This window comes from Benzoatithermus flavus, from assembly GCF_037908215.1.
Taxonomy (GTDB): Bacteria; Pseudomonadota; Alphaproteobacteria; order Geminicoccales; family Geminicoccaceae; genus Benzoatithermus; species Benzoatithermus flavus.
In genome coordinates this window covers 25,882-52,703 of record NZ_JBBLZC010000006.1, presented here as the reverse complement: position 1 = coordinate 52,703, position 26,822 = coordinate 25,882, and the positions used below count along the sequence as shown (strand labels likewise).

Here is a 26,822-nt window from a genome sequence, read left to right as displayed (position 1 = left end):
AATCCCCACAGCCCGCCGCCGCCCCGTCGTGCTGATAGGCACCGCCACGCCGGGCTTGTTGGCCGGCGCGAATTGGGGCTTGATCTCATGGCAGCTCGCGTGGCTGGCGGCGGGAGGCAGGAGTCCATGGCGGAGCTGATCGTCGTCGACGACGAAGCCGACCTCCGGCTGATGCTCGCCGACTATCTCGGCCTCGCAGGACACGGGGTGCGGCTCGCGGCCGACGGCGGCGAGCTCCGCCGGCTGCTCGAGGAGCGCCCGGCCGATCTCGTCCTGCTCGACGTGGGCCTGCCGGGCGAGGACGGGCTCAAGCTCGCGCGCTGGCTGCGCGAGCGGCACGATCCCGGCATCGTCATGCTCACCGGCGCGGATACGGTGATCGATCGGGTGGTCGGGCTCGAGGTCGGGGCCGACGACTACGTCACCAAGCCCTGCGATCTCGGCGAGCTGCGCGCCCGGATCGATGCCGTGCTCCGCCGTCGCCGGCCCAAGGCGGCGAGCCTGCCCGAGGGATTCCTGCCCTTCGGCCCCTACCGGTTCGACACGCGCCGTTTTCGCCTCTGCACGGCAGCGGGCGAAGAGGTGCCGCTCTCCGAGATGGAGCTCGACCTCGTCGCCGCGTTCGCGACCCATCCGGGCAAGGTGCTGGGTCGTGAGGACCTCCTGCGCCTCGCCCCGCCGCGCGGCGAGGACAGCTTCGACCGTTCGATCGACAACCGGATCACACGACTGCGCCGAAAGCTCGAGCGCGATCCCGCCAGGCCCGAGCTGATCAAGACGGTGCGGGGTGCCGGCTACATCTTTCCGGGCTGATCGCCCATGCGGCCGCAGCGCCGACGGTTTTTGCTGCACCACGACACGATGCCCGTTATCGTCGGACAACGGGCGCCAGGTGTGAAAGACGCGGGAAGGAGGGACGTCGCATGTGTGGCATCGTCGGGGTGATCGGCCGCCGGCCGGCGGCGCCGCTGCTGCTGGACGCGCTGCGGCGGCTGGAGTACCGCGGCTACGACAGCGCCGGCATGGCCACCCTGGTCGAGGGTCGCATCGAGCGCCGCCGCGCCCAGGGCAAGCTCGACCGCCTCGCCGAGCGGCTCGCAAGCGAGCCCTTGCCCGGCACCACCGGCATCGGCCATACCCGCTGGGCCACCCACGGGGTGCCCAACGAAACCAACGCCCATCCGCATCTGAGCGAAGGTGTCGCCGTCGTCCACAACGGCATCATCGAGAACTTCCAGGAGTTGCGCGCCGAGCTCGTCGCCCGCGGCCACCACTTCGCCACCCAGACCGACACCGAGGTCGTCCCGCACCTGATCGGCGCCGGGCTCGCCCGCGGCCTCGATCCCAAGGAGGCGGCGGTTGCCGCCGTGCGCCGGCTCAAAGGAGCGTTCGCGCTCGCCATGCTGTTCGAGGGCTGCGACGATCTCCTGATCGTGGCGCGAAAAGGCAGCCCGCTCGCGATCGGCTACGGCGAGGGCGAGATGTTCGTCGGCTCGGACGCGCTGGCGCTGGCACCCTTGACCGAGCGCATCCAGTACCTCGAGGAGGGCGATGTCGCCTTCCTCTCGCGCCGGGGCGCCATGATCCTGGATGCCGAGGGCAACGAGGCAGAGCGCCCGATCCGGCAGACGGCCTTGAGCGGTGCTCTCATCGGCAAGGGCAATCACCGCCACTTCATGGAGAAGGAGATCTTCGAGCAGCCGGCCGTGCTCGGCGACACGCTGCGCTCCTTCGCCGATCCCGCCACGCATCGTATCACCCTGCCCGAGCTGCCGTTCGACTTCCAGGCGGTGAGCCGGGTGGCGGCGGTGGCGTGCGGCACCGCCTCTTACGCCTGCCTCGTCGGCAAATACTGGCTCGAGAGCCTGGCCGGGCTGCCGGTCGACTGGGACATCGCGAGCGAGTTCCGCTACCGCGCGAGCCCGCTCGTGCCGGGCCAGGTCGGGCTGTTCGTGTCGCAGTCGGGCGAGACCGCCGACACGCTGGCAGCCATGCGCCATCTGCGGGGCGAGGGCTGCCCGGCGCTGGCGGTGGTCAACGTGCCCGAAAGCACCTTGGCGCGCGAGGCCGACGCGACCTTGCGCACGCTGGCGGGACCGGAGATCGGGGTGGCCTCGACCAAGGCGTTCACGACCCAGCTCGCGACGCTCGCCTGCCTCGCCGTGGGCGCGGCGCGGGCGCGCGGCCGGCTCGATCCCGAGCGCGAGGCGGCATTGACCAAGGCGCTCGACGAGCTGCCGGCGCGCATCCTGCAGGTGCTGGAGAAGGATCAGGAGATCCGCGCCATCGCCGCCGAGCTGATGGCCGCACGGGACGTGCTCTATGTCGGCCGCGGCACGTCCTATGCGATCGCGCTCGAGGGGGCGCTGAAGCTCAAGGAGATCAGCTACATCCATGCCGAAGCTTATGCCGCGGGCGAGCTGAAGCACGGACCGATAGCGCTCATCGACGAGCACGTGCCGGTGATCGTGGTCGCACCACGGGATCATCTGTTCGAGAAGACCGCGTCCAACCTGCAGGAAGTGGTGGCCCGCGGCGGCAAGGTGGTGCTGCTGTCGGACGCAGCGGGGGTGGCGGAGCTGGGCGATTATGCCTGGAAGACGGTGACCCTGCCCGAGGTGGACCCGTTCGTGGCCCCCATCCTCTACGCGGTGCCGGTGCAGCTTCTCGCCTATCACACCGCGGTGCTGAAGGGTACGGACGTCGATCAGCCCAGGAACCTCGCCAAGAGCGTCACCGTCGAGTAGGGGGATCGCCCGGCATCGGGCCCGTCTCGGCGAGCCCGACGAGCAGATCGGCGAAGCAGCTCGCCACCGCGAGGTCGGCGCTGGTCCCCGGATTGATCCCGGCCCGCTTGAGTTCGCCGTCGAGCGCCAGCAACAGAGGCTGCAGCGCCGTGGGGTCGTCGGCCGCCAGCAGCAGCGGATCGAGTCCGGCGGCCGTGGCGCGTACCTTCTCGGCCACGTCGGGCCCGTGCTTGCGGACGATGTGCGTATCGGGGAAGCGGGCGAGGAAGACCATGAAGGTCGCCGTCACGGCCCAAGGTTCCGGCCAGCCCGCGGCACGGGCCATGCGCAGCCGCGGCAATCCCAGCGTCAGCACGTCGGCAAAGCCGGTCACGTATTGCCGTGCGATCCGGTCCTTGCCGGCGGCCGTGCGCATCGCCTCGAGGAGAGTCACGACGGGCTCGGCCGCCACGTCGTGATGCTCGCTGCGGCCGAGTCCGCCGGGCGAGGCGAGGCGGATGGCGCGATAGGCGGATGCCGCGTCCGCGACGTCGAGGCCGGCCAGCAGCCGTGCCAGTGCATCCGGCAGGCTGCCCCCGGCCTGTGCCGCCGCCGCGAGCGGTGCCGCGAGCAGCAGGATGCCGAGATTGGTGTTCTGGCCGCAGGCCGCGCGCGTCGCCTCGACCGCGGCCAGGACGCGGGCGCCGATGCCCGAGCCCGGATCGGCGATGAACGGGGCCGAGACCTCGGCGCTGCGTACGAAATCCATGACCGTCATGCCGTGCCCGTCCGCGTGGACGTGCACGTTGCCGGGCTTCAGCGCCTCGAGCTCGGCCCGGCAGGCGGCCACGAACGCCGCGGCGATCTCGCCCGGCCGGATGCGCGTCATGCCACCTCCAGCACCGGCCGGACACGGGCCGCGACGTGCGCGGCGATGCGGTCCGCGATGTCGGTCGGGGTGACGCTCTGGAGACCCTGCCAGGCCGGCATGGAGTTGACCTCGAGGACGAGAAAGCCTCCCTCCGCCGTCTCGATCAGGTCGACCCCGGCATGATCGGCGCCGACGGCGGCGGCGGCGGCGACCGCGAGCTCGGCGAGGATACCCCGCGCCGGCACCGGCACCGGCTGTCCACCCCGGCCGATATTGGTGATCCAGGTGGTACCCTGCCGGGCCATGGCCGCCACGGCCTCGCTACCGACGACGAACACGCGAAAGTCGCGCCAGCCCGCACCGTCGGCCGTGGGCCGGCCGACGAAGCGCTGCAGGTAGTAGACCCCGCCCACCTCCGCAGGATCCGGCAGCTCGCCCGGCTCGCGGACCAGCCGGAGCCCCTTGCCCTGCGCCCCGAACAGCGGCTTCACGACGAGCGCCCGGCCCGCCGCCTGCTCGCGGGCCGCGATCGTCGCGGCCTCCTCCGCCGTCTCGGTCACCCAGGTGGGCGGGGTCGGCAGGCCGGCGCGGGCGAGAAGGAAGCTCGTCATCGACTTGTCCACGCAGCGCTCGATGGCGCGGGCCGTGTTCACGACCAGGACACCGAGCTCCGCGAGAGCGTGCAGGAGGCCGAGCCGCAGCGTCACCTGCTCGAAGCTGCCGGCCGGGATCGAGCGGACCACGACCGCGGCCGGCAGGTCGTCGAGATCGCCGAGGACGGGGCCGCCCGGCCCGCCACCGGCATCGAGCCGGCACTGGTCGAAGCCGAGCCGGCGCACCGCGAGCCCGTGCCGCTCCAGCGCCTGGCGCAGGCGGATCCCGTGCCAGCTTTCCGTCCGGCTGCCGAGGATGACGACCTCAGACCGCGCCATCGAAGGACTGGGCGAGCAGATCGGGTGCCAGCATCCCGGCCGTGAAGGTGCGGCCGCTCGCGAGCGCCGTCACCAGCACCTTGGCCGGGCTGAACAGCATGGGGTCGATCCGGTAGAAGTCGAAGCCGGCCTCCTTGAAGATCGTCGCGAACGGCTTGCCGTAGTCGCGCGAGGCCGAGCTCGGGAGCTTCTCCGCGAGCTCGCGGGCCGCATCCTCGGGGCCGTCGACGAAGAGCTGCACCTCGCCGCCGAACAGGATGGCATCGTTGGTCCGGCCCATGGCGGTGAGGAAGTCCGGCGAGGGCGGCGGCAACGGGGCCGAGCCCAGCCCGTCGCGCACGTGACGCAGCGGGAAGCCCAGCGCGTGCACTTTGTGCAGCGCCACCTCGAGGACGCGGGCGGTGATCTGGACGGCCCCGGCGAGGCTCGTGGTCGGCGTCAGGACGAAGACGAGATCGGAAGGCGAGAGCCTGCAGTCGGCCGCCACCCGTTCTATCAGCGCTTCGGGCGGCACGCGATCCGTCTCGAGCACGAAGAAGCCGCCGGGCGCCGCCTCGTCGGCATAGGCCAGCTCGCCGAACAGCTCCTCCTTGACGGCACGGGCGCGGCCCGGGCCCGACGCCATGGCGAAGTAGGCGCCTTCGCCTTCCCCGTGGCTCAGGCTCCAGCCGGCATACTGACTGCCGAGGCAGGCGAGCACGGGATCGCTCGCCGTGACGCCGATGCGAAACGGCCAGGCCGGAAACGGCGAGCCGGCGGTGATCTCGACCCGGCCGAGGCCGCCGAGGCAGATCTCGGCGATGCGGCGGCCGGCCTCGATGCCGCCCGGTGCGGCGATCCCGCCGTCGACGATCGTGGCACCGGTAGCGCTGCGCCCGACCTCGAGGCGCAGCGCTGCCGCATCGGCGACGAGGGCCGCCACGAGCGGCTGCGCGGCCTGCCCCAGGCTCGGGCGTGCTTCGGACATTTTCGGCGGCACCTCGTCGGTCATGGGCTGGCGATTCCGGAGCTTGGTCATCAGCAGATGAGGCGATACGACACAAGGGGAGCGGCAGCATCGAGGAACCCCGTGACGGATCCAGGGTTCTGATGGCCAGACGTCGATCAAGAGCTGACTGTCATGATTGAGCTGGTTCTCCTCGCGTGCCTGTTGAAGGAGCCGAGTCGCTGCGAGCGGCACTATGTTCCGACGGCCGAGCATATGGGCCTCATGGAGTGCGCCATCACCGGACAGCTACAGATCGTTCAGTGGCGCCAGGAGCACCCGGACTGGGTGGTCCGCCGCTGGACCTGCTCCGCACCTCGGGCGTGAGCGAAAGCGCACGACCTGCCTGCCTCGTTCCCGGGCCTGTCGGGCCTCGAGGTCGATATTAGCTCGCTCGCGAAGAGCTTCTGTCCTCGGTGCGACGTGGCTGCACCGCTCAAGCCGCGAGTCGCAGCGCCGGCGCCGAGACGCGCCGGCGCCGCTCCCGCAACAGCAGCTTCACCGTGGCGCGATCGGCGCCGCTCGCCCGCACGGTGCAGACGGGCTCGCCCGCCCGTATCATGCTCCCGTCCGGCGTACGATCGGCCGTCCAGTCCGGCCAGACGAAGCCCGGCGGGACGACCATGCCGCGCGACGCATAGACGATCTCGGTGCCGGCGATCCGGCCGGCCGGCGGCAGTGCCGTCAGCGGCTCGCCGGCGCAGGCCGCGCGGTGCACGGCGAACAGGCTCACCCCGTGCGCCTGCTCGTACGCCTCCAGCGAGGCGCCGGGCCGCGGGTTGAGCTCGAGGATCGTGACCGCGTCGCCGGCGACGAGGGCATCGACGCTGGCGAGCCCGCGAATGCCGTAATGGGCGGCGAGGGCCGCCGCGGCTGCACCCAGCCGCTCCCGTGCGGTGGCCGACAGGCCCGCCGGGGCCAGCACGCCGCCGAAGCGGAAGCGCCGCCCGCGTGCAGGAGCCGGCCACTGCTCGCTGAAGCTCAGCACGAGCGCTTCGATCCCGTTGCCGGCCACCAGCGCCGAGACGGGCCGGCCGACGGCGATCCGCTGCCAGTACCAGCCGTGGCCGGCCGGCCGGCCGGCGGCCGGTGCGCGCCTCACGTGCCCGCCGCCGGCGGCGCCGCTCCGCTTGCAGAGCCAGCCGCGTGGGTGCGCCGGCGGCTCGGCCCGGGTCTCGGGATGCGGGATGCCGAGCACCTGTGCCGTGGCGGCGAACCGGATCGGGTCCTTGAGCGCCCGCACGACGGCGGGCTCGGTGCCCCAGAGCGGGCGCCCCTCCGCGAGCTCCGCGAGCAAGTCCGGCGCGCGCTCGAAGCCCGAGCCCCAGACCAGCGGGATCGGCGGCGGCGCCAGCCGTGCCGCGGCGGCGAGGAGCGCTCCTCGCCGCAGGCGCCAGTGCGCATCGACCGGGATGCGCCGGCACAGTGCTCCCGCCTCGCGCGTGTCGAGATCGGCGAAGGCGTCGAGCACGATCGGAGCGAAGCCCGCCGCCCGCGCCGACTGGGCCAGCGCCCGCCCGGAAAGCGCGCAGATCAGGACCGGCTCAGCCGGCGGCATGGCGGCGGGCGGCCTCGAACGCTTCGTCGACGCCGATGTAGCGGCGCGGCGCGGCATCGCGCATCGAAGCCAGAAGCTCGTGCTCGGTGCGGAACTTGACGTTGCCGACGGCGAGCGCCCCGAAGCCGACGCCCTGCGTACCCTCGATCGGCGTGCCGTTGGCGAAGGCGTCGAGGCCTTCGAGGCCGGCAGGCGGCACGGCGTTGACGTCGAGCGCCACGAGCAGCCGACGTGCGGCCCCGAGCTGGTCCTTGGTCAGGATCCGGGTGCCGGCGCGTCCGGCGGCGAGGATGATCTCGCTGTCCTCGACCACCTTCAGCTTCTTGGCGTCGTCGCTGCCGTCGGCCGGAGTCATGGCGACCCCGAACCGCTCGCCGAACTGATCGCAGGTCGCGGTGACGCGGTGGAGCCCGTCATAGCCCACGAGCGTCACCTTCGCCCCGGCCTTGGCCGCGATGAGGCCCGCGATCCGGCCGACCGGGCCCGTTCCGCCGAAGACCGCGACGCGCCTGCCCTCGAGCTTGAGGCCTTTGGTCTGAAGCTGCCGCTCGACCACGGCCACCATGCCGGCGGCGGTGGTGAAGGCACCCGAGGGGTCGGCCATCACCGAGATCTCGAAGTGCGGCGGCACCATGGCGTTTTTCGCCGCCTCCAGCATGTCGATCGCAAGCAGCGGCTCGCGCCCGCCGATCAGGACGGCCGTGCGCTTCCCGTCCTGCGGTGCCCGGCTGAAGATCGCATCCTGAACGAGGCCGGCCACCTCCTTGAGATCGACGTCGGTATAAGGAACGATCACGTCGAAGCCGGCGTCCGCCGCCATGTTGACGTCGAACGGGCTCACGTTCTTGAGCGGAGTGACGAAATGCAAGATGAACCTGGGCTCGCTCACCGGAACCTCCCTACGCGCCGCCGTGATGTCCGCCCCGCTCCCGTCCGCCGGCGGCGCGTGGATAGGGCACATGCCATCCGACCGGGCGGAAGCGCCATTCTCCTCCGTCGGGGCTCCGACTGCTACTCGATTGCCGACCCGAAGACAATCGGGCCGCCGCTCCGATCCACGCGCAAGACGATCAGGGTGTCGAAGGCCCGGTGCGCACCATGCGATCCACTCGGGCAGGCAGCTGGTCGGCCAGCATCGCGGACAGGGAGCGCCGGTCGATGGGCTTGGCGAGATGGCCGTTCATGCCGGCGGCACGGCAGGCGGCGATCTCCTCGGGAAAGGTGTTCGCGGTGAGCGCTACGATGGGCGTGCGCGCGTTGCGGCCCTGACCGGCACGGATCGCCCGCGCCGCCGAGAGCCCGTCGAGCTTCGGCATGTTGACGTCCATGAGGATGAGGTCGAAGTCCTCGGCCTCGGCCTTGGCGATCGCTTCCTCACCGTCCACGGCCAGCGTGACCACATGGCCCAGCGCCTTGAGCAGGGCGGCAATGAGCTGGCGGTTGGTGGCGACGTCGTCGACCACGAGCACGCGCGCCGGTTGGACCATCGCCTGCGGCTGGTCGGCGATGGCGGTCTCCGCTCGCGGCGACGCCGCCGACAGCGAGAACGGCAGTTCGACCCAGAACGTGCTGCCGATCCCTGGCGTGCTGGTGACACCGATCCGTCCGCCCATGAGCTCCGTGAGCCGGCGCGCGATCGCAAGGCCCAGCCCGGTGCCGCCGAACCGCCGGCTGATGCTCTGGTCGGCCTGCTCGAACGCGTTGAACAGGCGCTGCTGCTCCGCCTCGCCGATGCCGATGCCGGTATCCTCGACCTCGATTCGGACGGTCAGCACGTGCCCGTCGGTACCGAGCACGCGGGCCCGCAGCGTGACCGAGCCGTGCTCGGTGAACTTGACCGCGTTCGAGAGCAGGTTGCTCAGGAGCTGCCGCAGCCTGACCGAATCGGCCAGCACGCTCGCCGGCAGCTCGGGTGCGATCTCGAGCCGGAAGTCGAGGCCTTTCTCCCCGGCGAGGAGCCGGGTCGCGGCCATGACATCCGTGAGCAGCGCTCCGAGCTCGAGCGGCCGCAGCTCGAGCTCGAGCTTGCCCGCCTCGAGCTTCGAGAAATCCAGGATGTCGTTCAGGATGGTGAGGAGCGCGCGGCCGGTATCCTGGATGATGCGCACATGGTTGCGATGCTCGTCCGCGAGCGGCGCCTTGGCCAGGAGATCGGCGAAGCCGAGCACGGCGGTGAGCGGCGTCCTGATCTCGTGGCTCATCATGGCGAGGAACGCCGACTTCGCCCGATCGGCCGCCTCGGCTCTGGCACGCCCCTCCTCGGCCAGACGCTTGCTCAGGGCCTCCGCCGCCCGCGCGCGCTCGGCGGCGAGCGCTGCCGCCTTCGATGCCTCCTCGGCCTCCTTGAGCGCGGTGACGTCGATCGCGATCCCGTCCCAGACGAGCTCCCCGCTCTCGAGCCAGCGTGGCATGACCGTGGCCTGCATCCAGCGCCAGCGCCCGTCCGCCCCCCGGGCCCGATAGAGCGCCCGCCGCGGGCCCGGCTCGCTGGCGGCGACGGGCAGGCCGGGCCGATCCTCGGGATGCACGCGCTCGAGCAGGAGCCGGCCGTCGCGGATGACGGCCTCGGGCTCGACACCGTAATAGTGCTCGACCGCGGCCGAGACCCGGCTGTAGCGCGGTTCGCCGTCCGGTCCGTAGGACATCCGGAACAGCACGCCGGGCAGGAACTGGTCGACGAAGCTCAGGCTCGCCTGCAGGTCGGTCAGAAGACGGACCACCTCGGCCTGCGCGCGGTGAAGCGCCGCCTCGGCCTCCTTGAGCTCGGTCACGTCCTGCGCCAGTCGCGCCAGGCGATGGCCGTGGTCGTCGGGCTCGCGCAGCGAGAGCATCAGATCGCGGATCCAGCGCTCCGTGCCGTCGGGACGCACGATCCGGTACTCGATCTGCCGGTGCACGGGCTCGCGGGCGGCGGCGAGCGCGGCGAGCGCCGCCTCCACTTCGGGCCGGTCCGCCGGCCGGACCGCCGCGAGCCACGCCCCCGGATCGCGCTCGAGCTCGGCCATCGGGCGGCCCCAGAGCCGCTCGTAGCCGGGGCTGACGTAGAGCAGCCGCCGCTCGGGTGCCAGCTCCTCGAGGACGAAGGCGTGAACGAGGGTCGCAATGAGGTGGCGAAAGCGCGCCTCGCTCTCCTTGAGGCGGGCTTCCGCCTCCTTGCGCTCGGTGACGTCCTGCACGATCCCGCCGACGGCACTCGCCGCGGGCAGCGGGTAGAACTGCTCCAGCCAGTGGCGCTTCCTGCCGGGGGTGCCGGGCAGCTCGATCTCGACCTCGACGCCGTCGACGGGCTCGCCGGTCGTCAGGACGCGCTGCAGGTGGGGCTCCATGATCGGCACCAGCGCCGGTGCCGCCTCGCCGAGCTTGCGGCCGCGCTGCCCATCGCCCGACACGAGGCCGCGCGCCGCGAGCCAGCGGCCGAGGCGCAGCACCGAAAGCTCGCGGTCGAGCAGGACGAGCCCGATCGGTGCCCGCTCGTAGAGTGCTTCCAACTCCGCCACCTGCTGCCGGGCCTGCTCCTCCCTGGCCTCGAGCCGCGCCTGGGTGGCGCGCAGCTCGGTCACGTCGATCGAGGCGCCGATCAGCCGGATCGGGCGACCGGCCGCATCGCGCCGGCTCACCGCGCCTTCGATCTGGAGCGTGCGGATCGAACCGTCCGGGCAGCAGAGCCGGACATCGACGCTGCAGCCCGGAGCGCCGGCGCGCACCCGCGCGAAGGCGGCGTTGAGCAGCACCCGGTCCTCGGGATGGATGAAGACGCCGGGCTGGTCGGCCGCAGCCCCGGGCGGCCGGACGCCGAGCTCGAAGCTGCGGATCGGCTGCGCCTCCGCGCCCGTGCCATCGCCGAGGTCGCGCTCCCAGATCGTGATCCGGCCGATCCGTGCCCGCGGCGGTTCCGTCCCGGCCGGGATCTCGGCAGCGATCGGGCGGGGCTCGCCCATCACAAGGCCCAGGATCCGAGCGCGTCCGTGCTCGTCGTCGGTCAGCCGATGGAGCGCCACCGTGGCCGAGCATCCTGGCGCCAGCACCAGCTCGCACATCGCGGCAGGGGCCTGTCCCGTGATCCAGTCCCGGAGCTTCTGCGCCAGCTCCGGCGGGGACGTGAGCTCGCCCGGCTTCTGGCGCACGAGCGTGGCGAACGCAGCGTTCGCCGTGATGCCGATGGTCTCCGAGCCGTCCGCCACCGCCAGGAAGGCCGCTGTCGTGAAGCTGTCGGGGGTCAGGGCCGGCATGCCATCCTGCTTCAATTCACGTGGCGCTCGAGAAAACTTCAAGCAGAAAGAACCAATTCGATCTAACGCTCAATCGACTTGATCTCGATGGCCGCAGGGAATCGAGCAAGAGTCCAAGGGGTCGCATCGGGCGCTGTCTGGTGGGGAAAGCGTCGGCTCGGGTGGAAGCTGCGACCTTGCGGCCGGGCCGGTGCAGGGAGCGGACCCGTGCCACGCCCTGCACCCCATCCGCGTCAGGCCTGGCCGACCTTCTGGACCTGCTCGCCCAGCCCCTCGATGCCGAGGCGGATGGTCTGGCCCGGCTCGAGGAACACGGGCTCCGGCTTGATGCCCATGCCGACACCGGGGGGCGTGCCAGTGCTGATGATGTCGCCGGGGTAGAGCGTGATGAAGTGGCTGACGTAGCTCACGAGCTTGGCCACGCCGAAGATCATGGTCTTCGTGCTGCCGTCCTGCATCCGCTTGCCGTCGACCTCGAGCCACATCTTGAGGTTCTGCGGGTCCGGGATCTCGTCCTTGGTGACGAGCCACGGGCCGGTGGGCCCGAACGTGTCGCAGCCCTTGCCCTTGTCCCAGGTGCCGCCGCGCTCGAGTTGGAACTCGCGCTCGCTCACGTCGTTGACCACACAGTAGCCGGCGACGTGGTCCATGGCCCGGTTCTCGGGCACGTAGCTGGCCTTCGTGCCGATCACCACGCCGAGTTCCACTTCCCAGTCGGTCTTCTTCGAGCCGCGCGGGATCCTGACCTCGTCGTAGGGGCCGCTGAAGGCGCTCGGCGACTTCATGAAGATGATGGGCTCCTTGGGGATAGGCGCGTTGGTCTCGGCGGCGTGATCGGCATAGTTGAGGCCGATGCAGACGAAGTTCATCGGCCGCACGACGCAGGGCCCGATGCGCGGGGCGCCCTCGACCTTGGGCAGGCTGGTCGGATCGAGCGACGCCAGCCGCTTCAGACCTTCGGGCGAGATCGCCTCGCCGTCGATGTCGCGCACGACGCCGGAAAGGTCGCGCAAGACCCCTTGCGCGTCGAGCATGGCCGGCCTCTCGGCGCCAGACGGACCGACGCGGAGCAGCTTCATGGGCGTTCTCCTGTGAGGAAGGTTGCGTTCATCGGCAAGCGGGTGCCGCTCATGCTCCCGGCCGCACCGCCTGCTGGATCCTGGCACTCTCGTAGGCGGCTTCGACGAGGGCATAAGTCTTGAGGTTGTCGCGGCCCGAGGTCTCGGGCTCGCGGCCGGCCTCGAGGCACGTCACCCAGTGGCGCTGGGTGTTGAGCACGCTCTCTTGGGCCACGTGCCAGGGCTCGGCCGTCCAGGGCAGGGTAGGGGTGCGCAAAGAACGCACGCTGGTCCCGCTCCGGCCGCGGACCTTGAGCTCGAGGCCGGGCGAGAGGACGAGGCTGCCTTCCCGGCCCTCGATCTCGAGCAGGGTCTCGGGAAAGGGATCGGGATCGCGGTAGCTCGCGTAAGAGCAGTCGATCACGCTCACCGCGCCCGAACGGTGGCGAAGCAGTACGGTGGCTGCGTCCTCGCCGGCGATGCCGGGCCTGATGCTCTGCGTCTCGGCATGGACCCGCTCGACCTCGCCCACGAGCACGCGTGCGAGGTCGAGGACGTGCACGCCGATGTCGAGCAGGATGAAGCGCTCTTCCTTCGCGAGATAGGGCTGGCCGGCATAGATGTCGTAGCCCGTCCGCCAAGCGATGCGCGCCCAGGTGATCTCGCCGATCGCACCGCTCGTCAAGACCTCGCGCACGGCCAGCATCGGCGACTGGAAGCGGAAGTTCTCGTGCACCATCAGCGGCACACCGGCGGCCGCGCACGCCTCGACCATGGCCACACAGTCCTCCCGGGTCGGCGCGAACGGCTTCTGGACGATGGCAGCGACCCCGTGCTCGGCCGCGAGCGTCACGAGCGGCCGGTGCGAGGGCATCGTGGTCACGATGTCGACGAAATCGAGCCGCTCCCGCTCCAGCATCGTGCGCGCGTCGGTGTACCAGCGCGGCACCGCGAACGCCGCCGCAGCGGCTTGCGCCTTCGCCGCATCGAGGTCGCACACCGCCACGAGCTCGACCGCTTCGCCGAGGTCCCGCCAGCCATGGAGATGGTTGCGCGCGAAGAACCCGCAGCCGATCAGCCCGGCGCGATGACGCTCCGTCATCGCACCGTCTCTTGGAGCTCGTCCTCGATATGGCTGCGGACGATCTCCTCGAAGGAGCCGTCGGCCGCGAAGCCCAGCGCTTTTGCCCGTCGCGCCTCGACCCGGACCGGCCAGCTCTCGACGATGCGCTGGATCGCGGGATCGGGGGCGATGCGCACCCGGCCCACCACCGCCTCGCCCGCCACCGCAGCGAGCGTGTCCAGCATCTCGCCGATCGTGACCGTGATCCCCGGCAGCGACAGCGTGCGGTTCACGCCCCACGCCGCATCCGCGAGCTGCATGGCGCGCAGGAGCGCTTCGATCGCCCGGCGCGGCGAGAGGATGTAGATCGCGGTGTCACGCGGCACGGGGCAGACGGCCTCGTGGCCGGCCAGAGGCTCGCGGATGATCGAACTCGCGAAGGCCGAGGCCGCCTTGTTGGGCCTGCCGGGGCGCACGACGATCGTGGGCAGCCGCAAGGAGCGGCCGTCGACGAAGCCTTTCCGGCTGTAGTCGGCGACCAGGAGCTCGCCCACGGCCTTCTCCATGCCGTAGGAAGTCTGCGGCGTGGGGGCCGTCTCGTCGGTGACCACGCCCGGTAGCTCGCCGCCGAACACGGCGAAGCCGCTCGTGAACACGAGCCGCGGCCGGCGCCCGGTGGCGCGCAAGGCTTCGAGCAGGAGGCGCGTGCCGTCGACGTTGACCGCCATGCCGAGGTCGAAGTCGGCCTCGGCGGCGGCGCTGACCACGGCCGCGAGGTGCCAGACGAGATCGGCATCCCGCGCCAGCCAGCGGACGGTCGCGGCATCCGTGATGTCGCCCGTCACCACCTCGACCCGCGGATCCTGCGGTATGCCCTCGCCGGAGCCGGCGTCAAACAGCGTGATCCGCTCGATCCGGCGCGCCGCGCCGTCATCGAGCGTGAACGTGCCCTCGCGCAAGAGCGCGGCCGCGAGCTTCCCGCCGATGAATCCGGTCCCGCCCGTGATCAGGACTCGCATGGACGACCCTCCCCGAAGCGGCCATGGCCCGTGCGTCCCTCACGGGCCACCGCTGGAAGGGGGGTAATGCGTGCGAAGGCGGATGCCAAGCCCGGGATTGGGCATGGCGGGGCAGCGGCGCCGAGCCGTCGGTCAGCGGAAGACCACCGTGCGGTTGCCGTTGATGAACACGCGATGCTCGAGATGCAGCCGCACCGCGCGGGCCAGCGCCAGGTTCTCCGAATCCCGCCCGACCGCCACGAGATCCTCGGGCTTGAGCGTATGATCGACCCGCTCGACCACCTGCTCGATGATCGGCCCTTCGTCGAGATCGGCCGTGACGTAATGTGCCGTGGCGCCGATCAGCTTCACCCCGCGCTCGTAGGCGCGATGGTAGGGCTTCGCTCCCTTGAAGCCGGGGAGGAAGGAATGGTGGATGTTGATGGCGCGTCCACGCAGGCGCTCGCAGAGCTCGTCCGAGAGTACCTGCATGTAGCGGGCGAGCACGACGAGCTCGCTTCGGGTCTCCTCGATCAGTGCCCAGAGCTTCGCTTCCTGTTCCGCCTTCGTCGCCGGCGTGATCGGCAGATGGACGTAGGGCAGGCCGTGCCAGCGGACGAGAGGCTCGAGATCGGGATGGTTCGAGACCACGGCCGTCACGTCCATCCGCAATTCGCCCGTGCGGTGGCGGTAGAGGAGGTCGTTGAGGCAATGGTCGAACTTCGAGACCATGATGAGCACGCGCATGCGCCGATGCGCGTCGTGGATCGCCCACTCCATGGGAAAGCGCGTCGCCGGCCCGGCCGCGAACGCCTCGCGCAAGGCCTCGAGGCCGAAGGTCGGGGCTCCGTCGGGACGGAACAGGCAGCGCGCGAAGAACCGGTTGCTGTCCTCGTCGTCGAACTGGGCGAGCTCGTTGATGTAGTAGCCGTGCTGGGCCAGGAAACCCGAGATCTCGGCCACCTGCCCGCGCTCGCTCTTGCAGGTGACGGTCAGGACATAGGCTTCGGCTGGGTTCATCGTCGTCGTCCGGCGTTCGGCGGGTTGGCAAGGATCGCTGCCGAGAGGGCGGGGTTGCCAGCGCAGGATCGGCAGCGGGCCTGAACGGAGGCGACATTCCCGCATCGGTCGCGGGCCGACTATCGTTGAACGGTCGTTCAATATTCCTCTTGCGCCGAGCCCCTCGAAGAGCCAATTTCCAGCTGCGCAGACTACTTGATTGAACGTCCGATCAAAGCTGTCCGGTCGGTGGCCGGACAGGCGGGTCAGGGACAACGCGACGATGCAGATGAACGGGGTCGGCGATCGCCGCCAGCAGCTCATCGAGGCCACGGTCGACGTCATGGCCGAGGTCGGCTTCGCCGCGACCACGCTGGCCCAGATCGGCAAGCGGGCGGGCGCCTCGCCGGGGCTCGTGGCGCACTATTTCGGCGACAAGGACGGGCTGCTCGAGGCGACGATGCGCAGCCTCGCGACCCGGCTCTGGCGCGGCACGGCGCGCCGCCTCGCCGCGGCGGAGGAGCCGCGTGCCCGGCTGCAGGCGGTGATCGAGGCGAATCTGGCCCCCGAGGAGCTCGACGAGCGCACGGCCAGCGTCTGGCTCGCCTTCTGGAGCCAGGTCCGGCACTCCGACCGGCTGCGGCGCGTGCAGCGCGTCTACGAGCGCCGGCTGCTCTCGAACCTCCTGCACGCCCTGAAGCGGCTCGTTCCGCCCGACCGGGCGCAGCGGATCGCGAGCGCCCTCGCCGCGCTGATCGACGGGCTCTGGCTGCGCGCAACGCTCGCGCGCAATGGCGCCGGCAGCGCCGAGGCATGTGCCATCGCGAGCGATTTCCTGGATTCCCAGCTCGTCTCGTCCGCCCACACCTTCCATCCGACAGCTTCGGGAGGCAGATCCATGACCGCACCCCTGCTCCGCAACCACATCGGCGGCGCGTACGTCGCCTCCGGGAGCGGCGAGACCTTCGAGACGATCAACCCGGCGACGGGCGAGGTCCTGGCGCGGGTCGAGATCGCGGGCGCCGCCGAGGTCGAGCGCGCCGTCGCGGCCGCGCGCCGGGGCCAGGCGGTGTGGGCCGCCATGACCGGAGCCGAGCGCGGCCGGATCCTGCGGCGGGTCGCCGACATCCTGCGGCAGCGCAATGCCGAGCTCGCCGAGCTCGAGACCAAGGACACCGGCAAGCCCATCCAGGAGACCTCGGTCGTCGACGTGATCTCGGGTGCCGACTGCATCGAGTATTATGCCGGCCTCGCCGCCGGGTTGTCGGGCGAGCACATCGATCTGGGCGCTGCCGGCTTCGGCTATACCCGGCGCGAGCCTCTCGGCATCGTCGCCGGCATCGGCGCCTGGAACTATCCCCTGCAGATCGCCTGCTGGAAGTCCGCCCCGGCGCTCGCCTGCGGCAATGCCATGATCTTCAAGCCGGCCGAGCTCACGCCGATGACGGCCTCGAAGCTCGCCGAGATCATGGTGGAGGCGGGCGTGCCGGCGGGCGTGTTCAACGTCGTCCAGGGCATGGCCGACACGGGCCGGCTGCTCACCCGCCATCCCGCGATCCGGAAAGTGTCGCTCACGGGCGAGGTCGGCACCGGCAAGGCGGTGATGGCCGATGCGGCGAGCACCCTGAAGTACGTGACGCTCGAGCTCGGCGGCAAGTCGCCCCTGATCATCTTCGAGGACGCCGATATCGACGAGGCGGTCTCGGGCGCTCTCCTCGCCAACTTCTACTCCGCGGGCGAGGTCTGCTCGAACGGGACGCGCGTCTTCGTCCAGCGCAGCGTCAAGGCCGCCTTCCTCGACAAGCTCCTCGCGCGCGTGAAGGCGATGCGCGTGGGCGATCCGCTCGATCCCGCAACGCAAGTGGGTGCCCTGATCTCCAAGGAGCACATGGAGAAGGTCCTGGGCTATATCGAGCGGGGCAAGGCGGAAGGGGCGAAGCTCCTGATCGGTGGCGAGCGCATCGGCGAGGGGCCGCTCGCGAAGGGCTTCTTCGTGACCCCCGCCGTGTTCGACGGCTGCCGCGACGACATGACCATCGTGCGCGAGGAAATCTTCGGACCGGTCATGACCGTGCTGCCGTTCGACGACGAGGCGGAGGTGGTCGAGCGGGCCAACGACACCGAGTACGGCCTCGCCGCCGGCGTGTTCACCCGCGACCTCGCCCGCGGTCATCGCGTGGTGGCGCAGCTCCAGGCCGGCACGTGCTGGATCAACCACTACAACATCACGCCGATCGAGCTGCCGTTCGGTGGCGCCAAGCTTTCCGGCCTGGGCCGTGAGAACGGCAAGGCCGCGATCGAGCATTACACGCAGCTCAAGAGCGTCTACGTGGCCCTTTCCAAGATCGAAGCCCCCTACTGAGCGGAGCGGAACCGATGACGACACCTTCGCCCGCGACGTTCGACTACGTCATCGTCGGCGCCGGCTCGGCCGGCTGCGTGCTCGCCAACCGCCTGACCGAGGACGGCCGGAACAAGGTGCTCGTTCTCGAATATGGCGGATCGGACCGCTCGGTGTTCATCCAAATGCCGAGCGCCCTTTCGATCCCGATGAACATGGCGAAGTACAACTGGCAGTACGAGACCGAGCCCGAGCCGCATCTCGACAACCGGCGCCTGCACACGCCGCGCGGCAAGGTGCTCGGCGGCTCGTCCTCGATCAACGGCCTCGTCTATATCCGCGGCAATCCACTCGACTTCGACCGCTGGGAGGAGGAGGGAGCCAAAGGCTGGGCCTACCGGCACGTGCTGCCCTACTTCAAGCGCGCCGAGACGCGCGAGGAGGGCGGCAACGAGTATCGCGGCAGCGACGGGCCGCTCCATACCCGCTACGGCGCGCTCGAAAATCCGCTCTACCGCGTCTGGATCGAGGCCGGCAAGCAGGCGGGCTATCCCGAGACCGCGGACGTGAACGGCTACCAGCAGGAAGGTTTCGGCCGGATGGACATGACCGTCTATCGCGGCCGGCGCTGGAGCGCGGCCAACGCCTATCTGAAGCCGGCCATGAAGCGGCCCAACCTCGAGGTCGTGACGGGAGCGCTCGCCACCGGGATCGTCCTCGAGGGCCGGAAGGCCGTGGGCGTCCGCTACCGGCGCGGCGGGAGCGAGCACGAGGTGCGCGTGCGGCGCGAGGTGATCCTCTCGGGCGGGCCGATCAACTCGCCGCAGCTCCTGAAGCTCTCGGGCATCGGCCCGGCCGAGGAGCTCAAGGACCATGGGATCGAGGTCCGGCATCATCTGCCGGGTGTCGGCGAGAACCTGCAGGATCATCTGGAGTTCTATTTCCAGGTCGCCTGCACCCAGCCGATCACGCTCTATTCCTCGATGAGCCCTTGGGCCAAGGCGCTGATCGGCATGCGCTGGCTGCTCACGAAGGACGGGCTCGGCGCCACCAATCATTTCGAGAGCTGCGCCTTCATCCGCTCGCGGGCCGGCGTCAAGTATCCGGACATCCAGTACCATTTCCTGCCTCTGGCCGTGACCTACGACGGCAGGTCGCTGGCCTCCGAGCACGGCTTTCAGGCCCATGTCGGGCCGATGCGCTCGAAAAGCCGGGGCTGGGTACGGCTGCGCTCGAACAACCCGCTCGACAAGCCCAGGGTGTTCTTCAACTACATGAGCCATCCCGACGACTGGATCGAGATGCGCGCCTGCGTGCGGCTCACGCGCGAGATCTTCGCGCAGCCGGCCTTCGCGCCCTATCGCGGCCGCGAGATCCAGCCCGGCGAGCACGTGACCAGCGACGAGGCGATCGACGCCTTCATCCGCCAGAAGGTCGAGAGCGCGTACCACCCGTCCTGCACCTGCAGGATGGGCAGCCCCGACGATCCCATGGCGGTGGTCGATCCCGAGACGCGGGTGATCGGGCTCGAGGGCTTGAGGGTCGTGGACAGCTCGATCATGCCCTCGATCACGACCGGCAATCTCAACGCGCCCACGATCATGATCGGCGAGAAGGCGGCCGACCACATCCTGGGCAAGGCCCCGCTGCCGGCCTCGAACGCGCCTTATTACGTGGCGCCGAACTGGGAAACGGCGCAGCGCTAGGGCAGCTCGCGGCCGGACGAGCCCCCACCCCAACCTTTTCCCACGTGCCGTAGGGAGAAAGCGCTGCCACGCGAACAACTCCTTCCTCCGCCGCAGGTGGGGAGGGCATGAGCACACTATGCAGTATTTATTCCCAGCTAGTCGATCGCGGGGCAATTCTCGCGGATGAAGATGCTGTAGGGTGTGTATTCGTTCGGCCGAATCTCGACGTCGCCGCGCTGGAAATGCCGCCCGAGAACCTCGAGCGCTCGCCGCGCCTCGAGCCACGGGTTCTGATCGATGACGGCGTCGAGAATGCCGTCGCGCAGCATCTGCCGCCGTGCCGGCGTCAGCTCGTGCGTGATCATGACGATCTTGTGCGCGAGCCCCAGGCTCTGGATCGTCCGCGCGATGGCCAGGTTGCCGGCCGAAACGTTGTAGATCCCCCGCACGCCGGGGTGGTCCCGGAGCGCCTCGCGCACGAGTTCGCCGGCTCGTTCCTGACTCTCCTCGCTCTCGAGCGAGGCGACGATGCTGCAGCCGGGGAACCGCTCCCGCAGCACCGAGCGGAACCCCATCTCGCGCTCCTCGTGCCCGGTCATGCGCTGCATGCCGAGGACGACGAGGATGCGCCCGCCCTCCGAGCCGAGGAACCGGCCCATCAACTCGCCGGCGACGCGCCCGATCTGGCGGTTGTCGGGCCCGACATAGGCGATCCGGCCGCTGCCCGGTAGGTCGGTCGCCAGCGTCACGATCGGTACGCGCCGTGCGGCGAGGCGGAGCGCGTCCGACAGCCTCGGATCGTCGGGACAGGTGACGATCAGGCCGTCGTAAGACTTCGAGACTTCCCCGATCTTCTGCGCGGTGCCCGCGACGTCCGTGACGTCGATGTCGTGGATGAAGCAGCCGATCTTCATGTCCGCCATCGTCGCCCTGAGGTCGCCGAAGGCGTCGCGCAAGGCACGATAGAACGGGTTCTGGGGCGACTGCATCAGCACCGCGATGCGCAGGGTCTTGAGGTAGCTGCGGTCGATGCGCCGGTCGAGATTCAACCGGCGCGCCCACTCCAGAACCTTCGCCTCGGCTTTCGGGGAAACCCCGCCGCGCCGGTTCACGACCCGGTCGACGGTGCTGAGGCTCACACCCGCCGCTTCGGCGACTTGGATCAAGGTGGTCTTTCGGCTCATGGGGGCAATTTGAAGGTTTACCTTCAAACGTCAAGTGGCCTGCAGGAAACACGTCAGGTATAGGGCAGGAGGTCGAATTCGGGGAGGCGAACATGCAGGGAGGAAAGGCGCCGTCGGACGCCTTGCGGCTCGGAGTCAGTCCGCTGTCCTGGGTCAACGAGGTGCTCGAGGAGCTCGGGCGCGGCACCACGGCGGCGACCTGCCTGTCGGAGGCGGCAGCCGCAGGTTATGCGGGCGTCGAGCTGAGCCGGATCTTCCCGCGCGAGCCCGCGGCTCTGTCCCGCCTGCTGTCCGCGCATGGCCTGCGCCTGGCTTCGGGCTGGTACAGCGGTTTCCTCGCGGATCGCGAGGTCGAGGCGGAACTCGAGGCCGTCCGCGCGCATGCCGGCCTGCTGCGGGCCTGCGGCGTCGAGGTCATGGTCTACGGCGAGTGCGGTCGCATGGCCGAGAACGCGCTCGACGTACCCATGTCGGCCCGCCTGCGGCTCGCTCCGGAGGAGGTGGCCGCCTATGGCGACCGGCTGACCCGGTTCGCCGAGGCGCTGCGCGATGTGTTCGGCCTGGCGCTCGCCTACCACCACCACCTGATGATGGTGGCCGAGACGTTCGAGGAGATCCGTGCCGTGATGGCAGCCACCGGACCTGCGGTCGGGCTCCTGCTCGATACCGGACACGCGGCGGCCGCCGGGTTCGACCATGCCCGCCTGATCGAGGCGTTCGGCCCACGGATCAACCACATCCACCTCAAGGACGTGCGTGCGGACGTGCTGGCCGAGGTGCGCGCGCGCGATCTGAGCTTCAACGACGCCGTCCGTGCCGGGATGTTCACCGTGCCCGGCGACGGTGCGATCGATTTCGGCCCCTTGGCACGCTTCCTCGGCGAAGGGCGCTATGCCGGCTGGCTGGTGGTCGAGGCCGAGCAGGACCCGATGAAGGCCCCGCCCGCCGCCACCGTCGCCCGTGCCCATGGCTTCGTCGCCGAACGGATCCTGCAGTCGGCCAGCCGCGCGGGTCTGGCGGGAGGAGACTGAATGACACGCAAGACGCTCAACATCGGCCTGATCGGCTCGGGCTTCATGGGGCAGGCGCATGCCGATGCCTATCGTCGCGCCGCGCTGCTCTACCGGGATCTGCCGCTGGTGCCGGTCCTGCACACGCTGGCCGAGGCCAACCAGGAGCTGGCGCAGGCCGCCGCGAGCCGCTTCGGCTTCGCCCATGCCACGGCGGACTGGCGCGCCATGGTCGAGGACCCCGAGATCGACGTCGTCGACATCACCACGCCCAACAGCCTGCATTTCGAGATGGCGATGGCGGCGATCCGGGCCGGCAAGCACGTCTACTGCGAGAAGCCGCTGACGGTGACGCTCACGGATGCGCAGGCTCTGGTCGAGGCCGCCGAGCGCGCGGGCGTCAAGACCATGGTGGCCTTCAACAACATCAAAACGCCCGCGGCACTTCTGGCGAAGCGACTGATCGAGCGGGGCGACATCGGCACGCCCACCCGTTTCCGCGGCTGGTTCGATCAGGGCTTCTTCAACGACCCCGACATGCCCTGGAGCTGGCGCTGCTCGCGCGAGCAGGCGGGCTCGGGTGCGCTCGGCGATCTGGGCTCCCACGTCGTCAGCGTGGCGCAGTTCCTGATGGGTGCGGTCGAGAGCGTCGTGGGCCAGGAGCAGATCTTCTTCGCCACGCGCCCGGCACCTGGCGGCGGCTCGGGCTATGCCGCGAGCGCCGACGCGAGTGGTGCCCGCCTCGCGGTCGAGAACGAGGACCAGTTCCAGGCACTCGTCCGCTTCGAGAACGGGGCGGGCGGCACCATCGAGGCGTCGCGCATCGCGGCGGGCAAGATCTTCGGCATCGTCTGGGAGGTGTCGGGCACCGAGGGCACCATCGTCATGGACGGCGAGCGGTTCAACGAGCTCAAGGTCGCCAGCTATCGCGATGCCAAGCACGACCGGGGCTTCAAGACCCTCCTGGCGGGATCGCAGGTACCGCAGTTCTCCGCCTTCTTCGGCTTCGATTTCGCCGGCGGCGGCCTCGGCTACTTCGACGTCAAGGTGATCGAGGTCTTTGATCTGATCCGCGGCATCGCCGGGGAGGGGGACTGCTTCCCCGACTTCCGCTTCGGCCTCGAGAACCAGCGCATCATCGCCGCCATGGAGCGTTCCGCCGAGACCGGCGCGCGCGTGACGATCGGAAGGGAGCCTCGATGACGGGAATGGCCCTTCTCGGCGCCGGCCGCATGGGGCAGGTCCACGCGGCCGCGATTCAGGCGGCCGGGGCCCGGCTGGCGGTGATCTACGACCCCGTGACCCCGGCCGCCGAGGCGCTCGCGGCGCGCATCGGTGCGAAGGTGGCACCGACCGCTGCCGACGCCATGGCCGATGCGCAGGCCGACGCCGTGGTGATCGCCACCTCCTCGGATACGCATGTGGATCTCGTGATCGAAGCCGTGCGGACGGGCAAGCCGGTGCTCTGCGAGAAGCCGCTGGCCAGCAGCCTCGCGGATGCCCGCCGCTGCATCGCCACCATCGGCGAGGCGGCGGCGCGCAAGGTCTTCCTCGGCTTCAACCGTCGCTTCGACCGCGGGCATGCGAGCCTGCGCGCGGCGGTGCACGGCGGACAGATCGGCCGGCTCGAGCAGTTGATCATCACCAGCCGTGACCCCTTCCCGCCGCCGCTCGCGTACGTGCCCCGCTCGGGCGGGCTGTTCCGGGACATGATGATCCACGATTTCGACATGGCGCGCGCCATCCTCCGCCAGGAGTTCGTGAGCGTGACCGCGCACGGCTCCTCCATCATCGATCCCGAGATCGGGCGGCTGGGCGACATCGACAACGCGAGCGTCACCATGCTCGCCGCGGACGGGGCGATCGTCACGATCCTCAACGCCCGGCGCTGCGCCTTCGGCTTCGACCAGCGGATCGAGGCGTTCGGCTCGGCCGGGATGGTCCTCTCCGACAACCCGCGGCAGTCGGGGCTGAAACGCTTCACTGCCGATCATCCCGGCACGCCGGCGCCGATCCTCGAATTCTTCATGGAACGCTACGGCGACAGCTACGCCGCCGAGATCCGTCTGTTCCTCGAATGCGTGCGAGACGGCAGGGAGATGCCGGTCAACGCCCGGGACGGGCTGATGGCGGCCTATCTCGCCGAAGCCGCAACCGCATCCTGCAAGCAGGGAAGAACCATCCACCTGACCGGCCCCGACCAGGAGTTCGGCGATGTCTGACCTGAACAAGCGCCATGCGAGCACGGCCGCCGTCATCACCGGCGGCGCTCAGGGTGTCGGCCTCGCCATCGCGCACCAGCTCGTCGCCGAGGGCTGCCGGCGTCTCGTCCTCGCTGGTCGCGATGCGGAGAAGGGCGCCCGCGCGGTGGCCGAGCTTGCCGAGCTCGGCGGCAAGGTGCGCTTCGTCCCGCTCGATCTCCAGGACGTCGATGCCTGCCTCGGCCTGATCGAGAAGGCCGTGGTCGAGCTCGGCACGGTCGATGCGCTCGTGAACGCGGCGGCCCTGGGGGCGCGCGGCACGCTCCTGGACACGTCGCCCGAGCTCTGGGACGAGATGTTCGCCACCAATGTCCGGGCACCGTTCTTCCTGATGCAGGGCTTCGTGAAGCATCGCCTGACGCAGGGCGGCGGCGGCGCCATCGTCAACATCCTCTCGCAATGCGTCCATTGCGGCCAGTCCTACCTCTCGGCCTATTCGGCCTCGAAGGGCGCCCTGGCGACGCTGACGAAGAACGTGGCCAACGCCTACCGCTTTGATCGCATCCGCTGCAACGCGATCCTGCCGGGCTGGATGGACACGCCCGGCGAGGACGCGACCCAGCGCCGCTACCACGGGGCGACCGATGGCTGGCTGGAACGGGCAGAAGCCGCGCAGCCGATGGGGCAGCTCTGCAAGCCGCATCAGCTCGCGGGGCTCGCGAGCTACCTCCTGAGCCCCGATGCCGGTGTCATGACCGGTGCTCTCATCGACTACGACCAGAACGTTCCGGGGGCCTATCCGGAATAGCGCCCGGACCCGCCGCTCTTCGGCGCTTTCCACACCGCGAAAGGAACATGCGATGCGACATCTCGCCATCGCGGCCACGGCCGCGTGCGCTCTCCTGGCCGCAGGGCTCTCTTCGGCCGCCATGGCCCAGGGCTCCATCCGGATCGTCGTCGTGACCCATGGTCAGGCGGCGAACCCGTTCTGGTCGGTGGTCAAGAGAGGCGTCGACGAAGCGGCCAAGGACATGGGTGTCACCGTCGAATACCGTGCACCCAACACGTTCGACATGGTCCAGATGAGTCAGCTCATCGACGCCGCGGTCGCGAGCCATCCGGATGGCCTGGCCGTGTCGATCCCGGACGCCGACGCCTTGGGCGATTCGATCACCTCGGCCGTCGCCAGCGGCATTCCGGTAGTGTCGCTGAACTCCGGATCCGACGTCTTCGAGAAGCTCGGGGTCGGCGCCCATGTCGGGCAGACCGAGTACGAGGCCGGGCTCGGTGCGGGCAGGCGCATGGCCGCGAAGGGCGTGACCAAGGCGCTCTGCGTCAATCCGGAAGTCGGCAACGTCGCCCTCGACCTGCGCTGCAAGGGTCTGGCGGATGGTCTGGGCGGGAAGGCCGAGGTGCTCGCCGTGACACTCGACCCGACCGAGACCCGCAACGGCGTGGCGTCGCGGTTCATGGCCGGCGCCGACATCGGCGGGGTGCTCACCCTGGCCCCGAGCACGGCCGAGGCGACCCTGGAGGCCCTCGACGGCGCCGGAGCGCTCGGTAAAGTGGTGTTCGGCACGTTCGACCTGTCGCCGGACGTGCTCAAGGCCGTTCACGACGGCAAGATGGACTTCGCCATCGATCAGCAGCCCTACCTGCAGGGCTACCTGCCCATCGTGTTTCTGACCGAGCACGCGAAGTACGGCGTGCTGCCGAGCGGCACGGTGCGAACGGGCCCGGCCTTCGTCACCAAGGAGAACGCCGAACGGGTGATCGACCTGACGGCCAAGGGCATCCGCTGAACCCAATTGAGCCTGCCCCGGCTGGCAGGACACTTGGCTAAGGCGGGGCCTGCCAGCACCGGGAGAGGACGATGGCGCAGGCACGCACGGACGCATTGCTAGAATCCAATCCACCCGATGGGCGAACGGCGCGGGGGCGAGATAGGGGCACCTCCTACGCGGCGCCCATCGGCAGATCGGGCGGGCTGGTCTTGCGCTCCTCGCGTGGCGCGTGGCCGAACCGGCGACGGTAGGCCGTGCTGAAGTGGGACGGCGAGGTGAAGCCGGTGGCGACCGCGACGTCGGTGATCGAGAGATCGGAGAGCCTCAAGAGCTCGCGTGCCCGGTCGAGCCGGATCGTCATGTAGTATTCGCTCGGCTTCATGCCGACGTGCTGCCGGAACAGCCGCTCGATCTGCCGCTCCGACATGCCGACGCGGGCGGCGAGTACCGCAATCGCGAGCGGCCGCTCGATGTTCTTCTCCATGGCCCTCGCCACCCGCGTCACCGCGAGATGGCCCGGGCCGATCCGGGCGCGGAGCGGAATGTGCTGGGGATCGTCCGCGCGCCGGATGCGCTCGAGCACGAACTGGTCGGAGACGCGCGCGGCGAGGTCGCGGCCGAGCCGAGCCTCGATCAGGAACAGCATCATGTCGAGCGGGGCCACGCCGCCCGTGCAGGTGAGGCGGTCGCCATCCACCACGAACAGATCCTCGACGAAGCTCGTCAAGGGGAATTCCTCGCGGATGGCGGCGAGGTTCTCCCAGTGGATCGCGCAGCGATAGCCGTCGAGGAGCCCGGCCTCGGCCAGGACGAAGCTGCCGGTGCAGATGGCGCCCAAGACGATGCCGTCCTGCGCCAGCCGCCGCAGGGCCTTCTCAAGCGGCCGGCCCACACTCTGGCGCACGTCGACGCCGCCGCAGACGAATACGGCATCCGCCGGCCCGGCCTCGGCGAGGGCCACCGTCGGCTGCAGGCTGAGGCCGTTGCTCGCCACGCTGGGCCTGCCGTCGAGGGTCGCCACCTGCCAGGCATAGAGCCGCCGGCCGGCGACGTAGTTCGCCATCCGGCAAGCCTCGAGCGCGTTCGAGCAGGCGATCATCGAGTAGTTCGGAAGGGTGAGGAAGACGAATCGCCGGAGTGTCGCGAGATCGACCTTCCGGCCCTGCCTGCCTCCACCCCCCGACATGGGGCGATG

Annotated in this window: 22 protein-coding genes; 10 read left to right on the top strand and 12 right to left on the bottom strand. The window is 70.1% G+C overall.

Annotation, left to right across the window (positions count from 1 at the left end):
- The first annotated feature begins 126 nt into the window (after positions 1 to 126).
- Positions 127 to 813 (top strand): response regulator, encoded by a 687-nt coding sequence (locus tag U1T56_RS07710; protein ID WP_418158877.1) that lies wholly within the window; start codon positions 127 to 129, stop codon positions 811 to 813.
- Positions 814 to 923: 110 nt separating this feature from the next.
- The gene (gene glmS, locus U1T56_RS07705; protein ID WP_418158876.1) at positions 924 to 2,747 is read left to right on the top strand and encodes a glutamine--fructose-6-phosphate transaminase (isomerizing); all 1,824 of its coding nucleotides are present in this window, start codon (positions 924 to 926) and stop codon (positions 2,745 to 2,747) included.
- On the opposite strand, the gene U1T56_RS07700 is transcribed toward glmS, so the two are convergent.
- Genes U1T56_RS07700 through mch form a run of 3 tightly spaced genes read right to left on the bottom strand, consistent with a single transcriptional unit; the run spans position 2,734 to position 5,496 of the window.
- On the bottom strand, positions 2,734 to 3,615 hold the full coding sequence (locus tag U1T56_RS07700; protein ID WP_418158875.1) for a triphosphoribosyl-dephospho-CoA synthase: 882 nt from the start codon (positions 3,613 to 3,615) through the stop codon (positions 2,734 to 2,736). The genes glmS and U1T56_RS07700 overlap by 14 nt on opposite strands.
- Positions 3,612 to 4,529 carry an ATP-grasp domain-containing protein gene (locus U1T56_RS07695; RefSeq protein ID WP_418158874.1) on the bottom strand — a complete coding sequence of 306 codons (918 nt, stop codon included), beginning with the start codon at positions 4,527 to 4,529 and terminating at the stop codon, positions 3,612 to 3,614. The genes U1T56_RS07700 and U1T56_RS07695 overlap by 4 nt, the downstream gene beginning before the upstream one ends.
- Complete coding sequence (gene mch / locus U1T56_RS07690) at positions 4,516 to 5,496, bottom strand: methenyltetrahydromethanopterin cyclohydrolase (protein WP_418158873.1); 981 nt, start codon at positions 5,494 to 5,496, stop codon at positions 4,516 to 4,518. The genes U1T56_RS07695 and mch overlap by 14 nt, the downstream gene beginning before the upstream one ends.
- Positions 5,497 to 5,649: 153 nt before the next feature.
- Between mch and U1T56_RS07685 the strand changes: the two genes are divergently transcribed.
- Positions 5,650 to 5,841: a hypothetical protein gene (locus U1T56_RS07685; RefSeq protein WP_418158872.1), complete on the top strand. Its 192-nt coding sequence runs from the start codon at positions 5,650 to 5,652 to the stop codon at positions 5,839 to 5,841.
- A 109-nt stretch (positions 5,842 to 5,950) separates the two neighbouring features.
- On the opposite strand, the gene U1T56_RS07680 is transcribed toward U1T56_RS07685, so the two are convergent.
- The 7 genes from U1T56_RS07680 to purU form a co-directional block, all read right to left on the bottom strand.
- Positions 5,951 to 7,072: an ATP-grasp domain-containing protein gene (locus U1T56_RS07680; protein ID WP_418158871.1), complete on the bottom strand. Its 1,122-nt coding sequence runs from the start codon at positions 7,070 to 7,072 to the stop codon at positions 5,951 to 5,953.
- A complete protein-coding gene (locus tag U1T56_RS07675) occupies positions 7,059 to 7,961 on the bottom strand; it encodes an NAD(P)-dependent methylenetetrahydromethanopterin dehydrogenase (RefSeq protein WP_418158870.1) in 903 nt (300 codons plus the stop codon). The genes U1T56_RS07680 and U1T56_RS07675 overlap by 14 nt, the downstream gene beginning before the upstream one ends.
- Positions 7,962 to 8,142: 181 nt before the next feature.
- Complete coding sequence (locus U1T56_RS07670; RefSeq protein WP_418158869.1) at positions 8,143 to 11,301, bottom strand: PAS domain-containing hybrid sensor histidine kinase/response regulator; 3,159 nt, start codon at positions 11,299 to 11,301, stop codon at positions 8,143 to 8,145.
- Between the two features lie 233 nt (positions 11,302 to 11,534).
- Positions 11,535 to 12,380 (bottom strand): fumarylacetoacetate hydrolase family protein, encoded by an 846-nt coding sequence (locus U1T56_RS07665; protein ID WP_418158868.1) that lies wholly within the window; start codon positions 12,378 to 12,380, stop codon positions 11,535 to 11,537.
- 49 nt (positions 12,381 to 12,429) lie between these two features.
- Positions 12,430 to 13,461, bottom strand: coding sequence for a Gfo/Idh/MocA family protein (locus tag U1T56_RS07660; protein ID WP_418158867.1), 1,032 nt, complete (start codon positions 13,459 to 13,461; stop codon positions 12,430 to 12,432).
- On the bottom strand, positions 13,458 to 14,441 hold the full coding sequence (gene denD, locus U1T56_RS07655) for a D-erythronate dehydrogenase (RefSeq protein WP_418158866.1): 984 nt from the start codon (positions 14,439 to 14,441) through the stop codon (positions 13,458 to 13,460). Before denD ends, U1T56_RS07660 begins: the two co-directional genes overlap by 4 nt.
- 132 nt (positions 14,442 to 14,573) lie before the next feature.
- Positions 14,574 to 15,440, bottom strand: a complete 867-nt coding sequence (purU, locus tag U1T56_RS07650) for a formyltetrahydrofolate deformylase (RefSeq protein ID WP_418158865.1) — start codon at positions 15,438 to 15,440, stop codon at positions 14,574 to 14,576.
- A 262-nt stretch (positions 15,441 to 15,702) separates the two neighbouring features.
- On the opposite strand from purU, the gene betB reads away from it, so the two are divergent.
- Complete coding sequence (betB, locus tag U1T56_RS07645) at positions 15,703 to 17,781, top strand: betaine-aldehyde dehydrogenase (RefSeq protein WP_418158864.1); 2,079 nt, start codon at positions 15,703 to 15,705, stop codon at positions 17,779 to 17,781.
- Positions 17,782 to 17,795: 14 nt separating this feature from the next.
- Positions 17,796 to 19,466 (top strand): choline dehydrogenase, encoded by a 1,671-nt coding sequence (gene betA, locus U1T56_RS07640; protein ID WP_418158863.1) that lies wholly within the window; start codon positions 17,796 to 17,798, stop codon positions 19,464 to 19,466.
- 137 nt (positions 19,467 to 19,603) lie between these two features.
- Here the strand turns inward: betA and U1T56_RS07635 are convergent, their stop codons facing one another.
- On the bottom strand, positions 19,604 to 20,632 hold the full coding sequence (locus tag U1T56_RS07635; RefSeq protein ID WP_418158862.1) for a LacI family DNA-binding transcriptional regulator: 1,029 nt from the start codon (positions 20,630 to 20,632) through the stop codon (positions 19,604 to 19,606).
- A gap of 92 nt (positions 20,633 to 20,724) precedes the next feature.
- Here U1T56_RS07635 and iolE point away from each other — a divergent pair, with 92 nt between their 5' ends.
- Genes iolE through U1T56_RS07610 form a run of 5 tightly spaced genes read left to right on the top strand, consistent with a single transcriptional unit; the run spans position 20,725 to position 25,645 of the window.
- On the top strand, positions 20,725 to 21,663 hold the full coding sequence (gene iolE / locus U1T56_RS07630) for a myo-inosose-2 dehydratase (RefSeq protein WP_418158861.1): 939 nt from the start codon (positions 20,725 to 20,727) through the stop codon (positions 21,661 to 21,663).
- Positions 21,664 to 22,845 (top strand): Gfo/Idh/MocA family protein, encoded by a 1,182-nt coding sequence (locus U1T56_RS07625; protein WP_418158860.1) that lies wholly within the window; start codon positions 21,664 to 21,666, stop codon positions 22,843 to 22,845.
- Entirely contained in the window at positions 22,842 to 23,864 is a 1,023-nt protein-coding gene (gene iolG, locus U1T56_RS07620) for an inositol 2-dehydrogenase (RefSeq protein WP_418158859.1), read from the top strand. The genes U1T56_RS07625 and iolG overlap by 4 nt, the downstream gene beginning before the upstream one ends.
- Complete coding sequence (locus U1T56_RS07615; protein WP_418158858.1) at positions 23,857 to 24,651, top strand: SDR family oxidoreductase; 795 nt, start codon at positions 23,857 to 23,859, stop codon at positions 24,649 to 24,651. Before iolG ends, U1T56_RS07615 begins: the two co-directional genes overlap by 8 nt.
- Positions 24,652 to 24,703: 52 nt before the next feature.
- On the top strand, positions 24,704 to 25,645 hold the full coding sequence (locus U1T56_RS07610; RefSeq protein WP_418158857.1) for a sugar ABC transporter substrate-binding protein: 942 nt from the start codon (positions 24,704 to 24,706) through the stop codon (positions 25,643 to 25,645).
- A 154-nt stretch (positions 25,646 to 25,799) separates the two neighbouring features.
- On the opposite strand, the gene U1T56_RS07605 is transcribed toward U1T56_RS07610, so the two are convergent.
- Complete coding sequence (locus U1T56_RS07605; RefSeq protein WP_418158856.1) at positions 25,800 to 26,813, bottom strand: GlxA family transcriptional regulator; 1,014 nt, start codon at positions 26,811 to 26,813, stop codon at positions 25,800 to 25,802.
- Positions 26,814 to 26,822 lie beyond the last annotated feature (9 nt).